The sequence below is a fragment of the Burkholderia sp. 10_S31 genome, from assembly GCF_056930375.1.
Window position 1 is genome coordinate 1 of the sequence record NZ_JBXOWK010000003.1, and the last position, 16824, is coordinate 16824.

A 16824-nucleotide genomic window follows, 5' to 3' on the forward strand; every position below is an offset into this window, starting at 1 on the left:
AGAATCACGCCTCTTTCGCGCTAACGGAAACGCAGCGCGGGAGAAGAAGGGAAGCGGTGCGGTTGAGGGCGGGTTGTAGAGCCCCGGCGCACACGGAGTTGAACCCCAGCCGTCGCAACGAAGCAGTTAAAAAAGTTGTTGACGAACTGAGAAACACGGTTCATAATCTCGCTTCTCTGCTGCTGAAAACGCAGCGCTGCTGAGAAACACGAAGTTCCTCGCAGAAACGCTCTTTAAAAATTAACAGCCGATAAGTGTGGGCGCTTGATGGCCGCGAGCTGATCCTCGGATCAGATAGCGAAAGTATCAAGAGTCTCACACTAAAGTAAGTCAGGTTTATGAAGTGATTCATATACCTGTCAGCTTTGAGTGAGCGACCGGTTCGAAAGAACCGAAAACAGTAACAGGTTTAAACTGAAGAGTTTGATCCTGGCTCAGATTGAACGCTGGCGGCATGCCTTACACATGCAAGTCGAACGGCAGCACGGGTGCTTGCACCTGGTGGCGAGTGGCGAACGGGTGAGTAATACATCGGAACATGTCCTGTAGTGGGGGATAGCCCGGCGAAAGCCGGATTAATACCGCATACGATCTATGGATGAAAGCGGGGGACCTTCGGGCCTCGCGCTATAGGGTTGGCCGATGGCTGATTAGCTAGTTGGTGGGGTAAAGGCCTACCAAGGCGACGATCAGTAGCTGGTCTGAGAGGACGACCAGCCACACTGGGACTGAGACACGGCCCAGACTCCTACGGGAGGCAGCAGTGGGGAATTTTGGACAATGGGCGAAAGCCTGATCCAGCAATGCCGCGTGTGTGAAGAAGGCCTTCGGGTTGTAAAGCACTTTTGTCCGGAAAGAAATCCTTGGTTCTAATATAGCCGGGGGATGACGGTACCGGAAGAATAAGCACCGGCTAACTACGTGCCAGCAGCCGCGGTAATACGTAGGGTGCAAGCGTTAATCGGAATTACTGGGCGTAAAGCGTGCGCAGGCGGTTTGCTAAGACCGATGTGAAATCCCCGGGCTCAACCTGGGAACTGCATTGGTGACTGGCAGGCTAGAGTATGGCAGAGGGGGGTAGAATTCCACGTGTAGCAGTGAAATGCGTAGAGATGTGGAGGAATACCGATGGCGAAGGCAGCCCCCTGGGCCAATACTGACGCTCATGCACGAAAGCGTGGGGAGCAAACAGGATTAGATACCCTGGTAGTCCACGCCCTAAACGATGTCAACTAGTTGTTGGGGATTCATTTCCTTAGTAACGTAGCTAACGCGTGAAGTTGACCGCCTGGGGAGTACGGTCGCAAGATTAAAACTCAAAGGAATTGACGGGGACCCGCACAAGCGGTGGATGATGTGGATTAATTCGATGCAACGCGAAAAACCTTACCTACCCTTGACATGGTCGGAATCCTGCTGAGAGGCGGGAGTGCTCGAAAGAGAACCGGCGCACAGGTGCTGCATGGCTGTCGTCAGCTCGTGTCGTGAGATGTTGGGTTAAGTCCCGCAACGAGCGCAACCCTTGTCCTTAGTTGCTACGCAAGAGCACTCTAAGGAGACTGCCGGTGACAAACCGGAGGAAGGTGGGGATGACGTCAAGTCCTCATGGCCCTTATGGGTAGGGCTTCACACGTCATACAATGGTCGGAACAGAGGGTTGCCAACCCGCGAGGGGGAGCTAATCCCAGAAAACCGATCGTAGTCCGGATTGCACTCTGCAACTCGAGTGCATGAAGCTGGAATCGCTAGTAATCGCGGATCAGCATGCCGCGGTGAATACGTTCCCGGGTCTTGTACACACCGCCCGTCACACCATGGGAGTGGGTTTTACCAGAAGTGGCTAGTCTAACCGCAAGGAGGACGGTCACCACGGTAGGATTCATGACTGGGGTGAAGTCGTAACAAGGTAGCCGTATCGGAAGGTGCGGCTGGATCACCTCCTTTCCAGAGCTTCTCGCACAAGTTGAGCGCTCACGCTTATCGGCTGTAAATTTAAAGACAGACTATCTGTCTGCGGTTAAACCGGTTATAATGCCGGCCGCTTTCAATAATCTTCAATGACAAACATTCGAATGAAGTTTGGTTCGAGTTTTTCTCATTGGCGATTGAGCCAGTCAGAGTGATACGTAGTATGTATCGGCTGTCGTTCTTTAACAATCTGGAAGAAGTAAGTAATTTGGATAGCGGAAGCGTCTTGAGATGGACGTGAAAGCTATCCGGGTTGTGATTGTATCGATGTATCTCAAGATGATTCGAACTTAATGTTCGGCTCAATTGGAATACGGCACAACGCGAGAACTCAACCTGTAGCGACTGTCGCAAGACAGACTCGTTATAGGGTCAAGCGAACAAGTGCATGTGGTGGATGCCTTGGCGATCACAGGCGATGAAGGACGCGGTAGCCTGCGAAAAGCTACGGGGAGCTGGCAAACGAGCTTTGATCCGTAGATGTCCGAATGGGGAAACCCACTCCTTTTGGAGTATCCATGGCTGAATACATAGGCCATGTGAAGCGAACGCGGTGAACTGAAACATCTAAGTAACCGCAGGAAAAGAAATCAACCGAGATTCCCAAAGTAGTGGCGAGCGAAATGGGATGAGCCTTGCACTCTTTATTTGTATTGTTAGCCGAACGCTCTGGAAAGTGCGGCCATAGCAGGTGATAGCCCTGTAGGCGAAAACAGTATGAAAGAACTAGGTGTGCGACAAGTAGGGCGGGACACGTGAAATCCTGTCTGAAGATGGGGGGACCATCCTCCAAGGCTAAATACTCGTGATCGACCGATAGTGAACCAGTACCGTGAGGGAAAGGCGAAAAGAACCCCGGGAGGGGAGTGAAATAGATCCTGAAACCGCATGCATACAAACAGTCGGAGCCTCGTAAGGGGTGACGGCGTACCTTTTGTATAATGGGTCAGCGACTTACGTTCAGTAGCAAGCTTAACCGTATAGGGCAGGCGTAGCGAAAGCGAGTCCGAATAGGGCGTTCAGTTGCTGGGCGTAGACCCGAAACCAGGTGATCTATCCATGGCCAGGATGAAGGTGCGGTAACACGTACTGGAGGTCCGAACCCACTAACGTTGAAAAGTTAGGGGATGAGCTGTGGATAGGGGTGAAAGGCTAAACAAACCTGGAAATAGCTGGTTCTCTCCGAAAACTATTTAGGTAGTGCCTCGTGTCTCACCTTCGGGGGTAGAGCACTGTCATGGTTGGGGGGTCTATTGCAGATTACCCCGCCATAGCAAACTCCGAATACCGAAGAGTGCAATCACGGGAGACAGACATCGGGTGCTAACGTCCGGTGTCAAGAGGGAAACAACCCAGACCGCCAGCTAAGGTCCCCAAATATAGCTAAGTGGGAAACGAAGTGGGAAGGCTAAAACAGTCAGGAGGTTGGCTTAGAAGCAGCCACCCTTTAAAGAAAGCGTAATAGCTCACTGATCGAGTCGTCCTGCGCGGAAGATGTAACGGGGCTAAGCTATATACCGAAGCTGCGGATGCGTGCTTTGCACGCATGGTAGGAGAGCGTTCCGTAAGCCTGCGAAGGTGCCTTGTAAAGGGTGCTGGAGGTATCGGAAGTGCGAATGCTGACATGAGTAGCGATAAAGGGGGTGAAAGGCCCCCTCGCCGTAAGCCCAAGGTTTCCTACGCAACGTTCATCGGCGTAGGGTGAGTCGGCCCCTAAGGCGAGGCAGAAATGCGTAGCTGATGGGAAGCAGGTCAATATTCCTGCACCATTGTTAGATGCGATGGGGGGACGGATCGCGGAAGGTTGTCCGGGTGTTGGAAGTCCCGGTCGCTGCATTGGAGAAGGCACTTAGGCAAATCCGGGTGCGTAATTCAAGGGTGTGGCGCGAGCTCCTTAGGGAGCGAAGCAATTGGAAGTGGTTCCAAGAAAAGCCTCTAAGCTTCAGTCTAACGATGACCGTACCGCAAACCGACACAGGTGGGCGAGATGAGTATTCTAAGGCGCTTGAGAGAACTCGGGAGAAGGAACTCGGCAAATTGGTACCGTAACTTCGGGATAAGGTACGCCCTTGTAGCTTGATGCGCCTGCGCGCAGAGGGTGAAGGGGTTGCAATAAACTGGTGGCTGCGACTGTTTAATAAAAACACAGCACTCTGCAAACACGAAAGTGGACGTATAGGGTGTGACGCCTGCCCGGTGCCGGAAGATTAAATGATGGGGTGCAAGCTCTTGATTGAAGTCCCGGTAAACGGCGGCCGTAACTATAACGGTCCTAAGGTAGCGAAATTCCTTGTCGGGTAAGTTCCGACCTGCACGAATGGCGTAACGATGGCCACACTGTCTCCTCCCGAGACTCAGCGAAGTTGAAGTGTTTGTGATGATGCAATCTACCCGCGGCTAGACGGAAAGACCCCATGAACCTTTACTGTAGCTTTGCATTGGACTTTGAACCGATCTGTGTAGGATAGGTGGGAGGCTATGAAACCGGAACGCTAGTTTCGGTGGAGCCGTCCTTGAAATACCACCCTGGTTTGTTTGAGGTTCTAACCTTGGCCCGTGATCCGGGTCGGGGACAGTGCATGGTAGGCAGTTTGACTGGGGCGGTCTCCTCCCAAAGCGTAACGGAGGAGTACGAAGGTACGCTAGGTACGGTCGGAAATCGTGCTGATAGTGCAATGGCATAAGCGTGCTTAACTGCGAGACCGACAAGTCGAGCAGGTGCGAAAGCAGGTCATAGTGATCCGGTGGTTCTGTATGGAAGGGCCATCGCTCAACGGATAAAAGGTACTCTGGGGATAACAGGCTGATACCGCCCAAGAGTTCATATCGACGGCGGTGTTTGGCACCTCGATGTCGGCTCATCTCATCCTGGGGCTGTAGCCGGTCCCAAGGGTATGGCTGTTCGCCATTTAAAGAGGTACGTGAGCTGGGTTTAAAACGTCGTGAGACAGTTTGGTCCCTATCTGCCGTGGGCGTTGGATATTTGAAGGGGGCTGCTCCTAGTACGAGAGGACCGGAGTGGACGAACCTCTGGTGTACCGGTTGTCACGCCAGTGGCATCGCCGGGTAGCTATGTTCGGAAGAGATAACCGCTGAAAGCATCTAAGCGGGAAACTCGCCTTAAGATGAGATATCCCTGGGGACTAGATCCCCTTGAAGGGTCGTTCGAGACCAGGACGTTGATAGGTCAGGTGTGTAAGCGCAGTAATGCGTTCAGCTAACTGATACTAATTGCCCGTAAGGCTTGATCCTATAACAAGTCTGTTTCGCGCTAGAGAGCGCGTCGGACAAGTTGGATTCTCGTGTGTGATACACACAACCTGAATTACTGCTTCTTCCAAGATTGGTTGTGCTGCGAAGCAGCGCAACAACCCTCTTTGCCTGATGACCATAGCGAGTCGGTCCCACCCCTTCCCATCCCGAACAGGACCGTGAAACGACTCTACGCCGATGATAGTGCGGATTCCCGTGTGAAAGTAGGTAATCGTCAGGCTCCCTAAGCCAAGAACCCCCGCCCGAAAGGCGGGGGTTTTTGCATTTGCGGCGTCGGAAAAGGAAAAGGGCGATGGCCGCCAGGCGTTGGCTTGGGAGCTCGTGCCGGTAGGCCGGTGAGCTGGCCAGGCAGGATCCTCATCACGTCGCACCCGCGTCGCAGCCGGGCCCAGTAGCTCGATTCCGCTGCAACTGCCGTCTCGACTGCCGAGCAAGCCAGTCTTGCACCGCTCGCAGAGCGGGAATCGGATCGACGGCGAGTCGATTGGTCTGATGGTGTCAGGCTGACGTACCTCGGTTCTGGTCACGGTCGACAGTATCGAACCCGCGGGGCGAAATCTGCCGCATCCGTCAGTTCTTGTTACGTTGGTATCCAACTCCACGCCGGCGTCCATCCTTCGAACGATCGACCATTGCATTGGGGGTACGGGCGATCGTCCTTGCGGAGAGGAAGATTTCGTCACTTGTCCGGCTGTCGTCAGTGGCCGTTTCATGCTCGGAGTGATCTCGTCTCCCACCCGTTCTCTCATTGTTTGCGGCCTTGGGCGCATCGCACAACGTGCCGAGTCGTCGCGCCTGATAATCCATCATCGCGGCCCATCGGCCCGTATATTTCGGCTATCTGCGCCCAATGTCGGTAATTTTGTTCAAGGTGTCGGCGAATGACCGATGCGCTTCTTGGTGAATCTCCGTGGTTGCAGGCGACGTTGCAGCCAGGCGCGCGAGTGCACATCGTTGTATCGGGCGGCTGCAAGGCATCAAGGCGAGCCGAACTGTCGGCGGCGCCTCCGGGCGGTGTCCCCATTGTTGCCGGCCGCGACAAGGTTGGTCGAAGCGTCGGCCAGCAGCCACGCGCACGTGATCGCTTCCCGAGCTCTGCGCTTACAGGAGTCGCTCTTATCGGCCGCGATCAAGCAGCTGGCGTCGATTGGCGGTTTCAGCGTGTCCCACACAGCGCGAGTTGCAGCATCTGTCGTAGGCCTTGCGGCGTGGCTCTCGGAAAGTGCTTGCTGTCGGATTGCCGTGATCCTTTCAGCACGACCCGCGCATTTTCGGTATCGTCCCTATGGGCTGCGGAAGCGGCGAAGATCAGCGCGAGGGCAAGGAGGTTGACCCGGCTTTCGGGTGGGACGTGAGAGGGGACGGGCGGGGTTGATCGCAACAGGGGATGGTGTCGCACCAGCTCTTCTGTCTGCGGTGATATGAGGGCGCCATCCTGAGACATTGAGATTCCCGCGTCGCGGCGGACCTGACGAGAACGCCCGCCCTTTACGCCGAATCTGGCTTGAGCGTCGATGTGCCGGCAACCACTGCGGAGGTGTCGGCCGTGCATAACGGCTTCATTGACGCATCTCCCGCTAACCAACTGCGGCCGGTCCGAGCCCTTGGTGGAGGCCTCGCAGACCCCTCCGGCATGAAATTTGCGATTTTTTTCATCTACCCGCTTGGCATTATGCGCGAGAGGCCTTATGATGGCGGTCTTTCGTTTTCAGCGAAGATGCAAATCGACGTTGAAGGCGGAGTCTGACGAAGATGTGGACGCCGGATGGCGATCCTCTCGTGCTTGCCTCAGCCGGGCGAGCGTGGGTGTCGGGTGAGTCGCTCGAGCGTGTTGGAAGAGAATGAAAATAATCTTCCGGATGTGCTTGACAAGACTGCGATGCACCCCCATAATCGTCAGTTCTCTACGGAGGGGTGCCCGAGTGGCTAAAGGGGGCAGACTGTAAATCTGTTGGCTTACGCCTACGTTGGTTCGAATCCAACCTCCTCCACCAGAACATCAGCGCAGAGAGCGGTAAGGAATCGTTAGTGGCCCGTGCGGGTGTAGCTCAATGGTAGAGCAGAAGCCTTCCAAGCTTACGACGAGGGTTCGATTCCCTTCACCCGCTCCAGTCCGTGAAGTTGAAGCGTAATACCGCCCATGTGGCTCAGTGGTAGAGCACTCCCTTGGTAAGGGAGAGGTCGGCAGTTCGATCCTGCCCATGGGCACCAGCAGTAAAAAGTCAGTGTCTGTTTGCGCGCGGCGCAACATGTGAAATTCCTTTCGGGAGTTGAAAATGGCCAAGGAAAAGTTTGAGCGGACCAAGCCGCACGTCAACGTTGGAACGATTGGTCACGTTGACCACGGCAAGACGACGCTGACGGCAGCTATCACGACGGTGCTGACGAAGAAGTTCGGCGGCGAAGCGAAGGCCTACGACCAGATCGACGCGGCACCGGAAGAAAAGGCGCGTGGCATCACGATCAACACGGCACACGTCGAGTACGAAACGGCTAACCGCCACTACGCACACGTCGACTGCCCGGGCCACGCTGACTATGTGAAGAACATGATCACGGGCGCAGCGCAGATGGACGGTGCGATCCTGGTTTGCTCGGCAGCAGACGGCCCGATGCCGCAAACGCGTGAGCACATCCTGCTGGCGCGTCAGGTTGGCGTTCCGTACATCATCGTGTTCCTGAACAAGTGCGACATGGTGGACGACGCTGAACTGCTCGAGCTGGTCGAGATGGAAGTTCGCGAACTCCTGTCGAAGTACGATTTCCCGGGCGACGACACGCCGATCGTGAAGGGTTCGGCCAAGCTGGCGCTGGAAGGCGACACGGGCGAGCTGGGCGAAGTGGCGATCATGAGCCTGGCAGACGCACTGGACACGTACATCCCGACGCCGGAGCGTGCGGTTGACGGCGCGTTCCTGATGCCGGTGGAAGACGTGTTCTCGATCTCGGGCCGTGGTACGGTTGTGACGGGTCGTGTCGAGCGCGGCATCGTGAAGGTCGGCGAGGAAATCGAAATCGTCGGTATCAAGCCGACGGTGAAGACGACCTGCACGGGCGTTGAAATGTTCCGCAAGCTGCTGGACCAAGGTCAGGCAGGCGACAACGTTGGTATCCTGCTGCGCGGCACGAAGCGTGAAGACGTGGAGCGTGGCCAGGTTCTGGCGAAGCCGGGTTCGATCACGCCGCATACGCACTTCACGGCTGAAGTGTACGTGCTGAGCAAGGACGAAGGCGGCCGTCACACGCCGTTCTTCAACAACTACCGTCCGCAGTTCTACTTCCGTACGACGGACGTGACGGGCTCGATCGAGCTGCCGAAGGACAAGGAAATGGTGATGCCGGGCGACAACGTGTCGATCACGGTGAAGCTGATCGCTCCGATCGCGATGGAAGAAGGTCTGCGCTTCGCAATCCGCGAAGGCGGCCGTACCGTCGGCGCCGGCGTCGTCGCCAAGATCATCGAGTAAGCCAGTTATTCGTTGATCGACAGTTTTGGGGCTGGCATCAGCCAGTCCCAACATGGTTTAGGGGTATAGCTCAACTGGCAGAGCGTCGGTCTCCAAAACCGAAGGTTGGGGGTTCGATTCCCTCTGCCCCTGCCAAAAATCGCCACGTGCCACACGTGGCATTTGTTTTAAGGTGTTATGGCGAATCCATCCGTCGAAACTGTAAATACCTCCGGCGATAAGCTGATGCTGGCCCTGAGCGTATTGCTGGTCTTGGCCGGATTCGTGGGCTTCTTCTGGCTGGCCAACCAGCAGTGGTATGTCCGCGGTGCCGCGCTGGCGGTAGGTATCATCGCCGGCGTGGCCGTCGGGCTGATGTCCGCACCTGGCAAGAGCCTCATCGCATTTGCCAAGGATTCGTACAAGGAAGTCCGCAAGGTCGTTTGGCCCACCCGCAAGGAAGCAACGCAAACCACACTCGTCGTGTTCGGTTTCGTGCTCGTGATGGCGATTTTCCTCTGGTTGAGTGACAAATCGATCGAATGGGTGATTTTCTCGGCGATTCTGGGTTGGAAATGATATGAGCGATACTCCGGCATCCCCGAGCGGAAAGCGTTGGTACGTCGTGCACGCCTACTCCGGTATGGAGAAGAGCGTGCAGCGTGCGCTTCAGGAGCGCATCGAACGTGCTGGCATGCAGGACAAATTCGGTCAGATCCTGGTTCCGACCGAAGAAGTGGTCGAAGTCAAAGGCGGTCACAAGGCTGTGACCGAGCGTCGTTTCTTCCCCGGCTACGTGCTGGTGGAAATGGAAATGACGGACGAAACGTGGCACCTCGTGAAGAACACGGCAAAGGTCACCGGTTTCGTCGGCGGTGCGCGTAACCGCCCGACCCCGATTTCTCCGAAGGAAGTCGAAAAGATCATGTCGCAGATGCAGGAAGGCGTTGAGAAACCGCGCCCGAAAACCCTGTTCGAAGTTGGCGAGATGGTGCGTGTCAAGGAAGGTCCTTTCACGGATTTCAACGGCACGGTCGAAGAAGTCAACTACGAAAAATCGCGCGTGCGTGTGTCGGTCACCATCTTTGGCCGTTCCACCCCGGTCGAACTCGAGTTCGGTCAGGTCGAAAAAGTTTGATCCCGATTCGGTGGGCAGCCTCGGCTGCCCACGTTCGCGCTTACGGTCCGCGTTATGGCCGTTGAGGAGCGTCAGTAGCCAGCGGCGAACGCGCGTTATCACTCACCGAACGCCGTCTGGCGTTCCAACGAGGTTTACAAATGGCAAAGAAGATTGTCGGCTTTATCAAGCTGCAGATTCCTGCAGGTAAAGCCAACCCGTCGCCGCCGGTCGGTCCGGCACTGGGCCAGCGCGGCCTGAACATCATGGAGTTCTGCAAGGCGTTCAACGCGCAGACTCAAGGCATGGAGCCGGGTCTGCCGGTGCCGGTGGTCATCACGGCATACGCTGACAAGAGCTTCACGTTCGTGATGAAGACGCCGCCGGCGACCGTCCTGATCAAGAAGGCGGCGAAGGTGGACAAGGGCTCGAGCAAGCCGCACACCGACAAGGTCGGTTCGATCACGCGCGCCCAAGCCGAAGAAATCGCGAAGACCAAGATGCCGGACCTTACGGCAGCTGATCTGGACGCAGCCGTTCGCACCATCGCTGGTAGCGCACGCTCGATGGGCATCACTGTGGAGGGCGTGTAAATGGCTAAGATCTCCAAGCGCCGTCAGGCATTTGCCGCCAAGGTCGACCGTCAGAAGCTGTACGCGATCGAAGACGCACTGGCACTCGTGAAGGAATGCGCGAGCGCGAAGTTCAACGAGTCGATCGACGTCGCAGTTCAGCTCGGCATCGATGCAAAGAAGTCGGACCAGGTTGTTCGTGGTTCGGTCGTTCTGCCGGCAGGTACGGGCAAGTCGGTTCGCGTTGCTGTGTTCGCGCAAGGCGAGAAGGCTGAGCAGGCTCGTGCAGCAGGCGCGGAAATCGTCGGTATGGAAGACCTGGCTGAGCAGATCAAGGCTGGCCAGATGGACTTCGACATCGTGATCGCTTCGCCGGACACGATGCGTATCGTCGGTACGCTCGGTCAGATCCTCGGCCCGCGCGGCCTGATGCCGAACCCGAAGGTCGGCACGGTCACGCCGGACGTCGCGACCGCAGTCAAGAACGCGAAGGCTGGTCAGGTGCAATTCCGTGTCGACAAGGCCGGTATCATCCACGCGACCATCGGCCGTGCATCGTTCGAATCGACCGCACTGCGTTCGAACCTGTCGGCGCTGATCGAAGCGCTGCAGAAGGCGAAGCCGGCAACGAGCAAGGGTGTCTACCTGCGCAAGATCGCACTGTCGAGCACGATGGGCGTCGGCGTGCGTGTCGACCAGGCTACGCTGGCAGCACAGTAAGCAAGTATTCGGGCCGCTTCGTTCGCGAAGCGGCCTACATGGGCTTTGGGCGGTTGTTCGTGCAGTAGGGCGGGCGACCGGTTATCAAAGACCGTTGGTGGGACGCAGCAGGCAGGCGATCCCTTAATTCAAGCCAACGCAGATGGCGAACCCGAAAAAGTTTTGCAGTGGTGAAGCCGCAGGTCGTGAAGCGATTCACGGCGTGAGGTGGAAATACTCCTAACGAGGTCGGACGCCGTTGTTGAACGAGGTACGTGAGGTTCATGCCATACCGGCAAGCTGAACGTATCGTTTCTGGAGGCTAACCGTGCCGCTTAATAGAGAAGACAAGCAAGCCGTCGTCGCTGAGGTTTCCGCGCAAGTCGCGAAGGCTCAGACCGTTGTGCTGGCTGAGTATCGTGGAATTGCGGTTGGCGATCTGACCAAGCTGCGCGCGAAAGCGCGTGAGCAACAGGTTTACCTGCGCGTGTTGAAGAACACGCTGGCGCGTCGCGCTGTTGAAGGTACGCCTTTCGCTCCGCTGGCAGAGCAGATGACTGGTCCGCTGATCTACGGCATCTCGGAAGATGCAATTGCCGCTGCTAAGGTCGTCAACGACTTCAGCAAGAGCAATGACAAGTTGGTCATCAAGGCTGGTTCGTTCGATGGCAAGGTGATGGACAAGGCTGGCGTGCAAGCGCTGGCAAGCATCCCGAGCCGCGAAGAACTGCTCTCGAAGCTGCTGTTCGTTATGCAATCGCCTGTTTCGGGCTTCGCGCGTGCTCTGGCCGCGCTCGCCGAGAAGAAGCAAGCGGAAGCTGCGTAAGCGAACGTGCATCAGCGTTACTGATCGCTGGCTGTATCCGAATTCAATTTAGGAGTATTTCAAATGGCAATCGCAAAAGAAGACATCCTGGCAGCAGTCGAAGGGATGACCGTTCTGGAACTGAACGAACTGGTCAAGGCGTTCGAAGAGAAGTTTGGCGTGTCGGCAGCTGCAGTGGCAGTCGCTGGCCCGGCAGGCGGCGGCGCTGCTGCTGCTGCTGAAGAGCAGACCGAATTCACGGTCATGCTGCTCGAAGCAGGCGGCAACAAGGTTGCAGTCATCAAGGCAGTTCGTGAACTGACGGGCCTGGGCCTGAAGGAAGCGAAGGACCTGGTTGACGGCGCACCGAAGCCCGTCAAGGAAGCGGTGCCCAAGGCTGCTGCTGACGAAGCCAAGAAGAAGCTGGAAGACGCAGGCGCGAAGGCCGAAATCAAGTAAGTTTCGACGCGCTGTGCGAAGGCTGGCGGTATTTTCACCGCCGGCCTTTTTGTGCTTTGTGGGGACGTTATTCTGGCACTCTTTTGGGAGCCCGAATAATCGGCCCCAGAAGCCAAAGAAAACCGCCAAATCGTTGTCGATGGTCACGATTGGCGTTTCTCTTTGTCTTCTGAAGCGACTGCAGAAGGCAAGTTTGGTCGGGTAGCGGGCAACACAGGCATCCGCTGCCGTCAGCCAGCGGTTGGTAGCGGCCAACCACCAAGCTTCTCGGCTCGTTCAAGCCGTTGGACGGCCATCGGGTCTCAGTCGGTGAACACTCGGGTTTGAAACGTCCAGGTATTCCGCCTCGACAGCACCCGCCGTGATTCGGAGATCGTATGCAATATTCCTTCACCGAGAAGAAGCGCATTCGCAAGAGTTTCGCGAAGCGCCCCATCGTTCACCAAGTTCCGTTCTTGCTGGCCACCCAGCTTGAATCATTCAGCACGTTTCTGCAAGCCGATGTGCCGGTCACGCAACGCAAGCCTGAAGGTTTGCAGGCCGCATTCACATCGGTATTTCCCATTGTTTCGCACAACGGCTTCGCGCGCCTCGAGTTCGTGAGCTATGCGCTGTCCTCGCCGGCATTCAACATCAAGGAATGCCAGCAGCGGGGCCTGACGTACTGCTCCGCACTGCGCGCGAAGGTCCGCCTCGTCATCCTCGACAAGGAATCGCCGAACAAGCCGGTCGTCAAGGAAGTGAAGGAGCAGGAAGTGTACATGGGCGAAATGCCGCTCATGACGCCGACGGGCTCGTTCGTCATCAATGGCACCGAGCGTGTCATCGTCTCGCAGCTGCACCGTTCGCCGGGCGTGTTCTTCGAACACGACAAGGGCAAGACGCACAGCTCGGGCAAGCTGCTGTTCTCGGCACGGATCATTCCGTACCGCGGCTCGTGGCTCGACTTCGAATTCGATCCGAAGGACATCCTGTACTTCCGCGTCGACCGTCGCCGCAAGATGCCGGTCACGATCCTGCTGAAGGCCATCGGCCTCACGCCGGAACAGATCCTCGCGAACTTCTTCGTGTTCGACAACTTCACGCTGATGGACGAAGGCGCGCAACTCGAGTTCGTGCCCGAGCGCCTGCGTGGTGAAGTCGCGCGCTTCGACATCACGGATCGTGATGGCAAGGTCATCGTCCAGAAGGACAAGCGGATCAACGCGAAGCACATTCGCGACCTCGAAGCCGCGAAGACCAAGTTCATCTCGGTGCCGGAAGACTATCTGCTCGGCCGCGTGCTGGCGAAGAACGTCGTCGACGGCGATACCGGCGAAGTGATCGCGAACGCGAACGACGAAGTCACGGAAAGCGTGCTCGAGAAGCTGCGTGAAGCGGGCATCAAGGACATCCAGACGCTCTACACGAACGATCTGGACCAGGGTCCGTACATCTCGTCGACGCTGCGTGTCGACGAAACGACCGACAAGACGGCCGCGCGCATCGCGATCTACCGCATGATGCGTCCGGGCGAGCCGCCGACCGAAGAAGCGGTCGAGGCCCTGTTCAACCGTCTGTTCTACAGCGAAGAAGCGTACGACCTGTCGAAGGTCGGCCGTATGAAGTTCAACCGCCGTGTCAGCCGTGACGAGATCACCGGCCCGATGACGCTGCAGGACGACGACATCCTCGCGACGATCAAGATCCTCGTCGAGCTGCGCAACGGCAAGGGCGAAGTGGACGACATCGACCACCTCGGCAACCGTCGCGTGCGTTGCGTCGGCGAACTGGCGGAAAACCAGTTCCGCGCGGGTCTTGTGCGTGTCGAGCGCGCGGTCAAGGAACGCCTCGGCCAGGCCGAAAGCGAAAACCTGATGCCGCACGACCTGATCAACTCGAAGCCGATTTCGTCGGCGATCCGCGAGTTCTTCGGTTCGTCGCAGCTGTCGCAGTTCATGGACCAGACCAACCCGCTGTCGGAAATCACGCACAAGCGCCGTGTTTCCGCACTGGGCCCGGGCGGTCTGACGCGCGAACGCGCAGGCTTCGAAGTGCGTGACGTGCACCCGACCCACTATGGCCGCGTGTGCCCGATCGAAACGCCGGAAGGTCCGAACATCGGTCTGATCAACTCGCTCGCACTGTATGCGCACCTGAACGAGTACGGCTTCCTCGAGACGCCGTACCGCAAGGTCGTGGACAGCAAGGTGACCGACCAGATCGACTACCTGTCGGCGATCGAGGAAGGCCGCTACATGATCGCGCAGGCGAACGCCGCGATCGACGAGAACGGCCAACTGGTCGACGAACTCGTGTCGTCGCGTGAAGCCGGCGAAACGATGATGGTCACGCCGGACCGTATCCAGTACATGGACGTCGCGCCGTCGCAGATCGTGTCGGTTGCAGCTTCGCTGATTCCGTTCCTTGAACACGATGACGCGAACCGTGCACTGATGGGTTCGAACATGCAGCGTCAGGCCGTGCCGTGTCTGCGTCCGGAGAAGCCGGTCGTCGGTACGGGCATCGAGCGCACCTGCGCGGTCGACTCGGGCACGACGGTTCAGGCGTTCCGCGGCGGCGTCGTCGACTATGTCGACGCAGGCCGTATCGTGATTCGCGTGAACGACGACGAAGCGGTCGCAGGTGAAGTCGGTGTCGACATCTACAACCTGATCAAGTACACGCGTTCGAACCAGAACACGAACATCAACCAGCGTCCGATCGTGAAGATGGGCGACAAGGTCTCGCGCGGCGACGTGCTGGCCGACGGCGCCTCGACGGACCTGGGCGAGCTCGCGCTCGGCCAGAACATGCTGATCGCGTTCATGCCGTGGAACGGCTACAACTTCGAGGATTCGATCCTGATCTCGGAGAAGGTCGTGGCCGACGATCGCTACACGTCGATCCACATCGAAGAGCTGAACGTCGTTGCACGCGACACGAAGCTCGGACCGGAAGAAATCACGCGCGACATCTCGAACCTGGCGGAAGTCCAGCTCGGCCGTCTCGACGAATCGGGCATCGTGTACATCGGTGCGGAAGTCGAAGCGGGCGACGTGCTGGTCGGCAAGGTCACGCCGAAGGGCGAAACCCAGCTGACGCCGGAAGAGAAGCTGCTGCGCGCGATCTTCGGCGAGAAGGCTTCGGACGTGAAGGACACGTCGCTGCGCGTGCCGTCGGGCATGAACGGTACCGTGATCGACGTCCAGGTGTTCACGCGTGAAGGCATCCAGCGCGACAAGCGTGCGCAACAGATCATCGACGACGAACTGAAGCGCTACCGTCTCGACCTGAACGACCAGCTGCGCATCGTGGAAGGCGACGCGTTCCAGCGTCTCGCACGCATGCTGGTGGGCAAGGTCGCGAACGGCGGTCCGAAGAAGCTCGCGAAGGGCACGAAGATCGACCAGGCTTACCTGGAAGACCTCGACCACTACCACTGGTTCGACATCCGCCTGGCGGAAGACGAAGCAGCGGCACAGCTCGAAGCGATCAAGAACTCGATCGAAGAGAAGCGTCACCAGTTCGACCTCGCGTTCGAAGAGAAGCGCAAGAAGCTCACGCAAGGCGACGAACTGCCGCCGGGCGTGCTGAAGATGGTCAAGGTGTACCTCGCAGTGAAGCGTCGTCTGCAGCCTGGCGACAAGATGGCAGGCCGTCACGGTAACAAGGGTGTCGTGTCGAAGATCGTGCCGATCGAAGACATGCCGTACATGGCCGATGGCCGTCCGGCAGACGTCGTGCTGAACCCGCTCGGTGTTCCGTCGCGGATGAACGTGGGGCAGGTTCTGGAAGTGCACCTCGGCTGGGCCGCGAAGGGCCTCGGCTGGCGTATCGGCGAAATGCTGCAGCGTCAGGCGAAGATCGAGGAACTGCGCGTGTTCCTGACGAAGATCTACAACGAGTCGGGCCGCCAGGAAGACCTGGAAAGCTTTACCGACGACGAGATCCTCGAACTCGCGAAGAACCTGCGCGAAGGCGTGCCGTTCGCGACGCCGGTGTTCGACGGTGCGACCGAGGAAGAAATGGGCAAGATGCTCGACCTCGCGTTCCCGGACGAGATCGCAGAACAGCTCGGCATGAATCCGTCGAAGAACCAGGTCCGCCTGTACGACGGCCGCACGGGTGAAATGTTCGAACGTCGCGTGACGCTTGGCTACATGCACTACCTGAAGCTGCACCACTTGGTCGACGACAAGATGCACGCCCGTTCGACCGGTCCGTACTCGCTCGTCACGCAGCAGCCGCTGGGTGGTAAGGCGCAGTTCGGTGGCCAGCGTTTCGGTGAAATGGAAGTGTGGGCACTCGAAGCGTATGGCGCGTCCTACGTGCTGCAGGAAATGCTGACGGTGAAGTCGGACGACGTGAACGGCCGGACCAAGGTTTATGAAAACCTCGTCAAGGGCGATCACGTGATCGATGCAGGCATGCCGGAATCCTTCAACGTGCTCGTGAAGGAAATCCGCTCGCTCGGTATCGACATCGATCTCGACCGCAATTAAT

9 protein-coding genes, 4 tRNA genes, 3 rRNA genes and 1 pseudogene are annotated in these 16824 nt (G+C 57.6%); all 17 read left to right on the forward strand.

Translation table 11 applies throughout. The annotated features are described in order from the left end of the window. Window positions 1–203, forward strand: a pseudogene (locus AC1Z3W_RS19905) (hypothetical protein); the annotation flags it as partial. Between the two features lie 208 nt (window positions 204–411). After that, window positions 412–1944 (forward strand): 16S ribosomal RNA (locus AC1Z3W_RS19910). A 394-nt stretch (window positions 1945–2338) separates the two neighbouring features. Then, a 23S ribosomal RNA gene (locus AC1Z3W_RS19915) occupies window positions 2339–5220 on the forward strand. Window positions 5221–5348: 128 nt separating this feature from the next. Continuing rightward, window positions 5349–5461, forward strand: a 5S ribosomal RNA gene (gene rrf, locus AC1Z3W_RS19920). The 16S, 23S and 5S rRNA genes sit together here, the layout of an rRNA operon. A gap of 1284 nt (window positions 5462–6745) precedes the next feature. Then, the gene (locus AC1Z3W_RS19925; RefSeq protein ID WP_141661777.1) at window positions 6746–6988 is read left to right on the forward strand and encodes a hypothetical protein; all 243 of its coding nucleotides are present in this window, start codon (window positions 6746–6748) and stop codon (window positions 6986–6988) included. A gap of 161 nt (window positions 6989–7149) precedes the next feature. Beyond that, a tRNA-Tyr gene (locus AC1Z3W_RS19930) sits at window positions 7150–7235 on the forward strand. A 43-nt stretch (window positions 7236–7278) separates the two neighbouring features. Continuing rightward, window positions 7279–7352: transfer RNA gene (locus AC1Z3W_RS19935), tRNA-Gly, on the forward strand. A gap of 25 nt (window positions 7353–7377) precedes the next feature. Next, window positions 7378–7452: transfer RNA gene (locus tag AC1Z3W_RS19940), tRNA-Thr, on the forward strand. Window positions 7453–7517: 65 nt separating this feature from the next. Beyond that, window positions 7518–8708, forward strand: a complete 1191-nt coding sequence (gene tuf, locus AC1Z3W_RS19945) for an elongation factor Tu (protein ID WP_006482910.1) — start codon at window positions 7518–7520, stop codon at window positions 8706–8708. A 59-nt stretch (window positions 8709–8767) separates the two neighbouring features. Next, a tRNA-Trp gene (locus tag AC1Z3W_RS19950) sits at window positions 8768–8843 on the forward strand. Window positions 8844–8885: 42 nt separating this feature from the next. Continuing rightward, window positions 8886–9266: a preprotein translocase subunit SecE gene (gene secE, locus AC1Z3W_RS19955; protein ID WP_124834844.1), complete on the forward strand. Its 381-nt coding sequence runs from the start codon at window positions 8886–8888 to the stop codon at window positions 9264–9266. 1 nt (window position 9267) lies between these two features. After that, window positions 9268–9825, forward strand: a complete 558-nt coding sequence (gene nusG, locus AC1Z3W_RS19960) for a transcription termination/antitermination protein NusG (protein WP_006400672.1) — start codon at window positions 9268–9270, stop codon at window positions 9823–9825. Window positions 9826–9965: 140 nt separating this feature from the next. Beyond that, window positions 9966–10397, forward strand: coding sequence for a 50S ribosomal protein L11 (rplK, locus tag AC1Z3W_RS19965; protein WP_006400671.1), 432 nt, complete (start codon window positions 9966–9968; stop codon window positions 10395–10397). After that, window positions 10398–11096, forward strand: a complete 699-nt coding sequence (gene rplA / locus AC1Z3W_RS19970) for a 50S ribosomal protein L1 (protein ID WP_017333534.1) — start codon at window positions 10398–10400, stop codon at window positions 11094–11096. It begins immediately after the preceding gene. 307 nt (window positions 11097–11403) lie between these two features. Then, on the forward strand, window positions 11404–11901 hold the full coding sequence (rplJ, locus tag AC1Z3W_RS19975; RefSeq protein ID WP_021161756.1) for a 50S ribosomal protein L10: 498 nt from the start codon (window positions 11404–11406) through the stop codon (window positions 11899–11901). A 63-nt stretch (window positions 11902–11964) separates the two neighbouring features. After that, window positions 11965–12339 (forward strand): 50S ribosomal protein L7/L12, encoded by a 375-nt coding sequence (gene rplL / locus AC1Z3W_RS19980; RefSeq protein ID WP_011350669.1) that lies wholly within the window; start codon window positions 11965–11967, stop codon window positions 12337–12339. A gap of 377 nt (window positions 12340–12716) precedes the next feature. Beyond that, a complete protein-coding gene (rpoB, locus tag AC1Z3W_RS19985) occupies window positions 12717–16823 on the forward strand; it encodes a DNA-directed RNA polymerase subunit beta (protein WP_057924812.1) in 4107 nt (1368 codons plus the stop codon). The last annotated feature ends 1 nt before the right edge of the window (window position 16824 follow it).

Excerpts from the sequence above, each read along its gene's own strand:
- tuf (WP_006482910.1), top strand. The coding sequence starts at position 7,518 with ATGGCCAAGGAAAAGTTTGAGCGGACCAAGCCGCACGTCAACGTTGGA.
- secE (WP_124834844.1), top strand. The coding sequence starts at position 8,886 with ATGGCGAATCCATCCGTCGAAACTGTAAATACCTCCGGCGATAAGCTG.
- nusG (WP_006400672.1), top strand. The coding sequence starts at position 9,268 with ATGAGCGATACTCCGGCATCCCCGAGCGGAAAGCGTTGGTACGTCGTG.
- rplK (WP_006400671.1), top strand. The coding sequence starts at position 9,966 with ATGGCAAAGAAGATTGTCGGCTTTATCAAGCTGCAGATTCCTGCAGGT.
- rplA (WP_017333534.1), top strand. The coding sequence starts at position 10,398 with ATGGCTAAGATCTCCAAGCGCCGTCAGGCATTTGCCGCCAAGGTCGAC.
- rplL (WP_011350669.1), top strand. The coding sequence starts at position 11,965 with ATGGCAATCGCAAAAGAAGACATCCTGGCAGCAGTCGAAGGGATGACC.
- rpoB (WP_057924812.1), top strand. The coding sequence starts at position 12,717 with ATGCAATATTCCTTCACCGAGAAGAAGCGCATTCGCAAGAGTTTCGCG.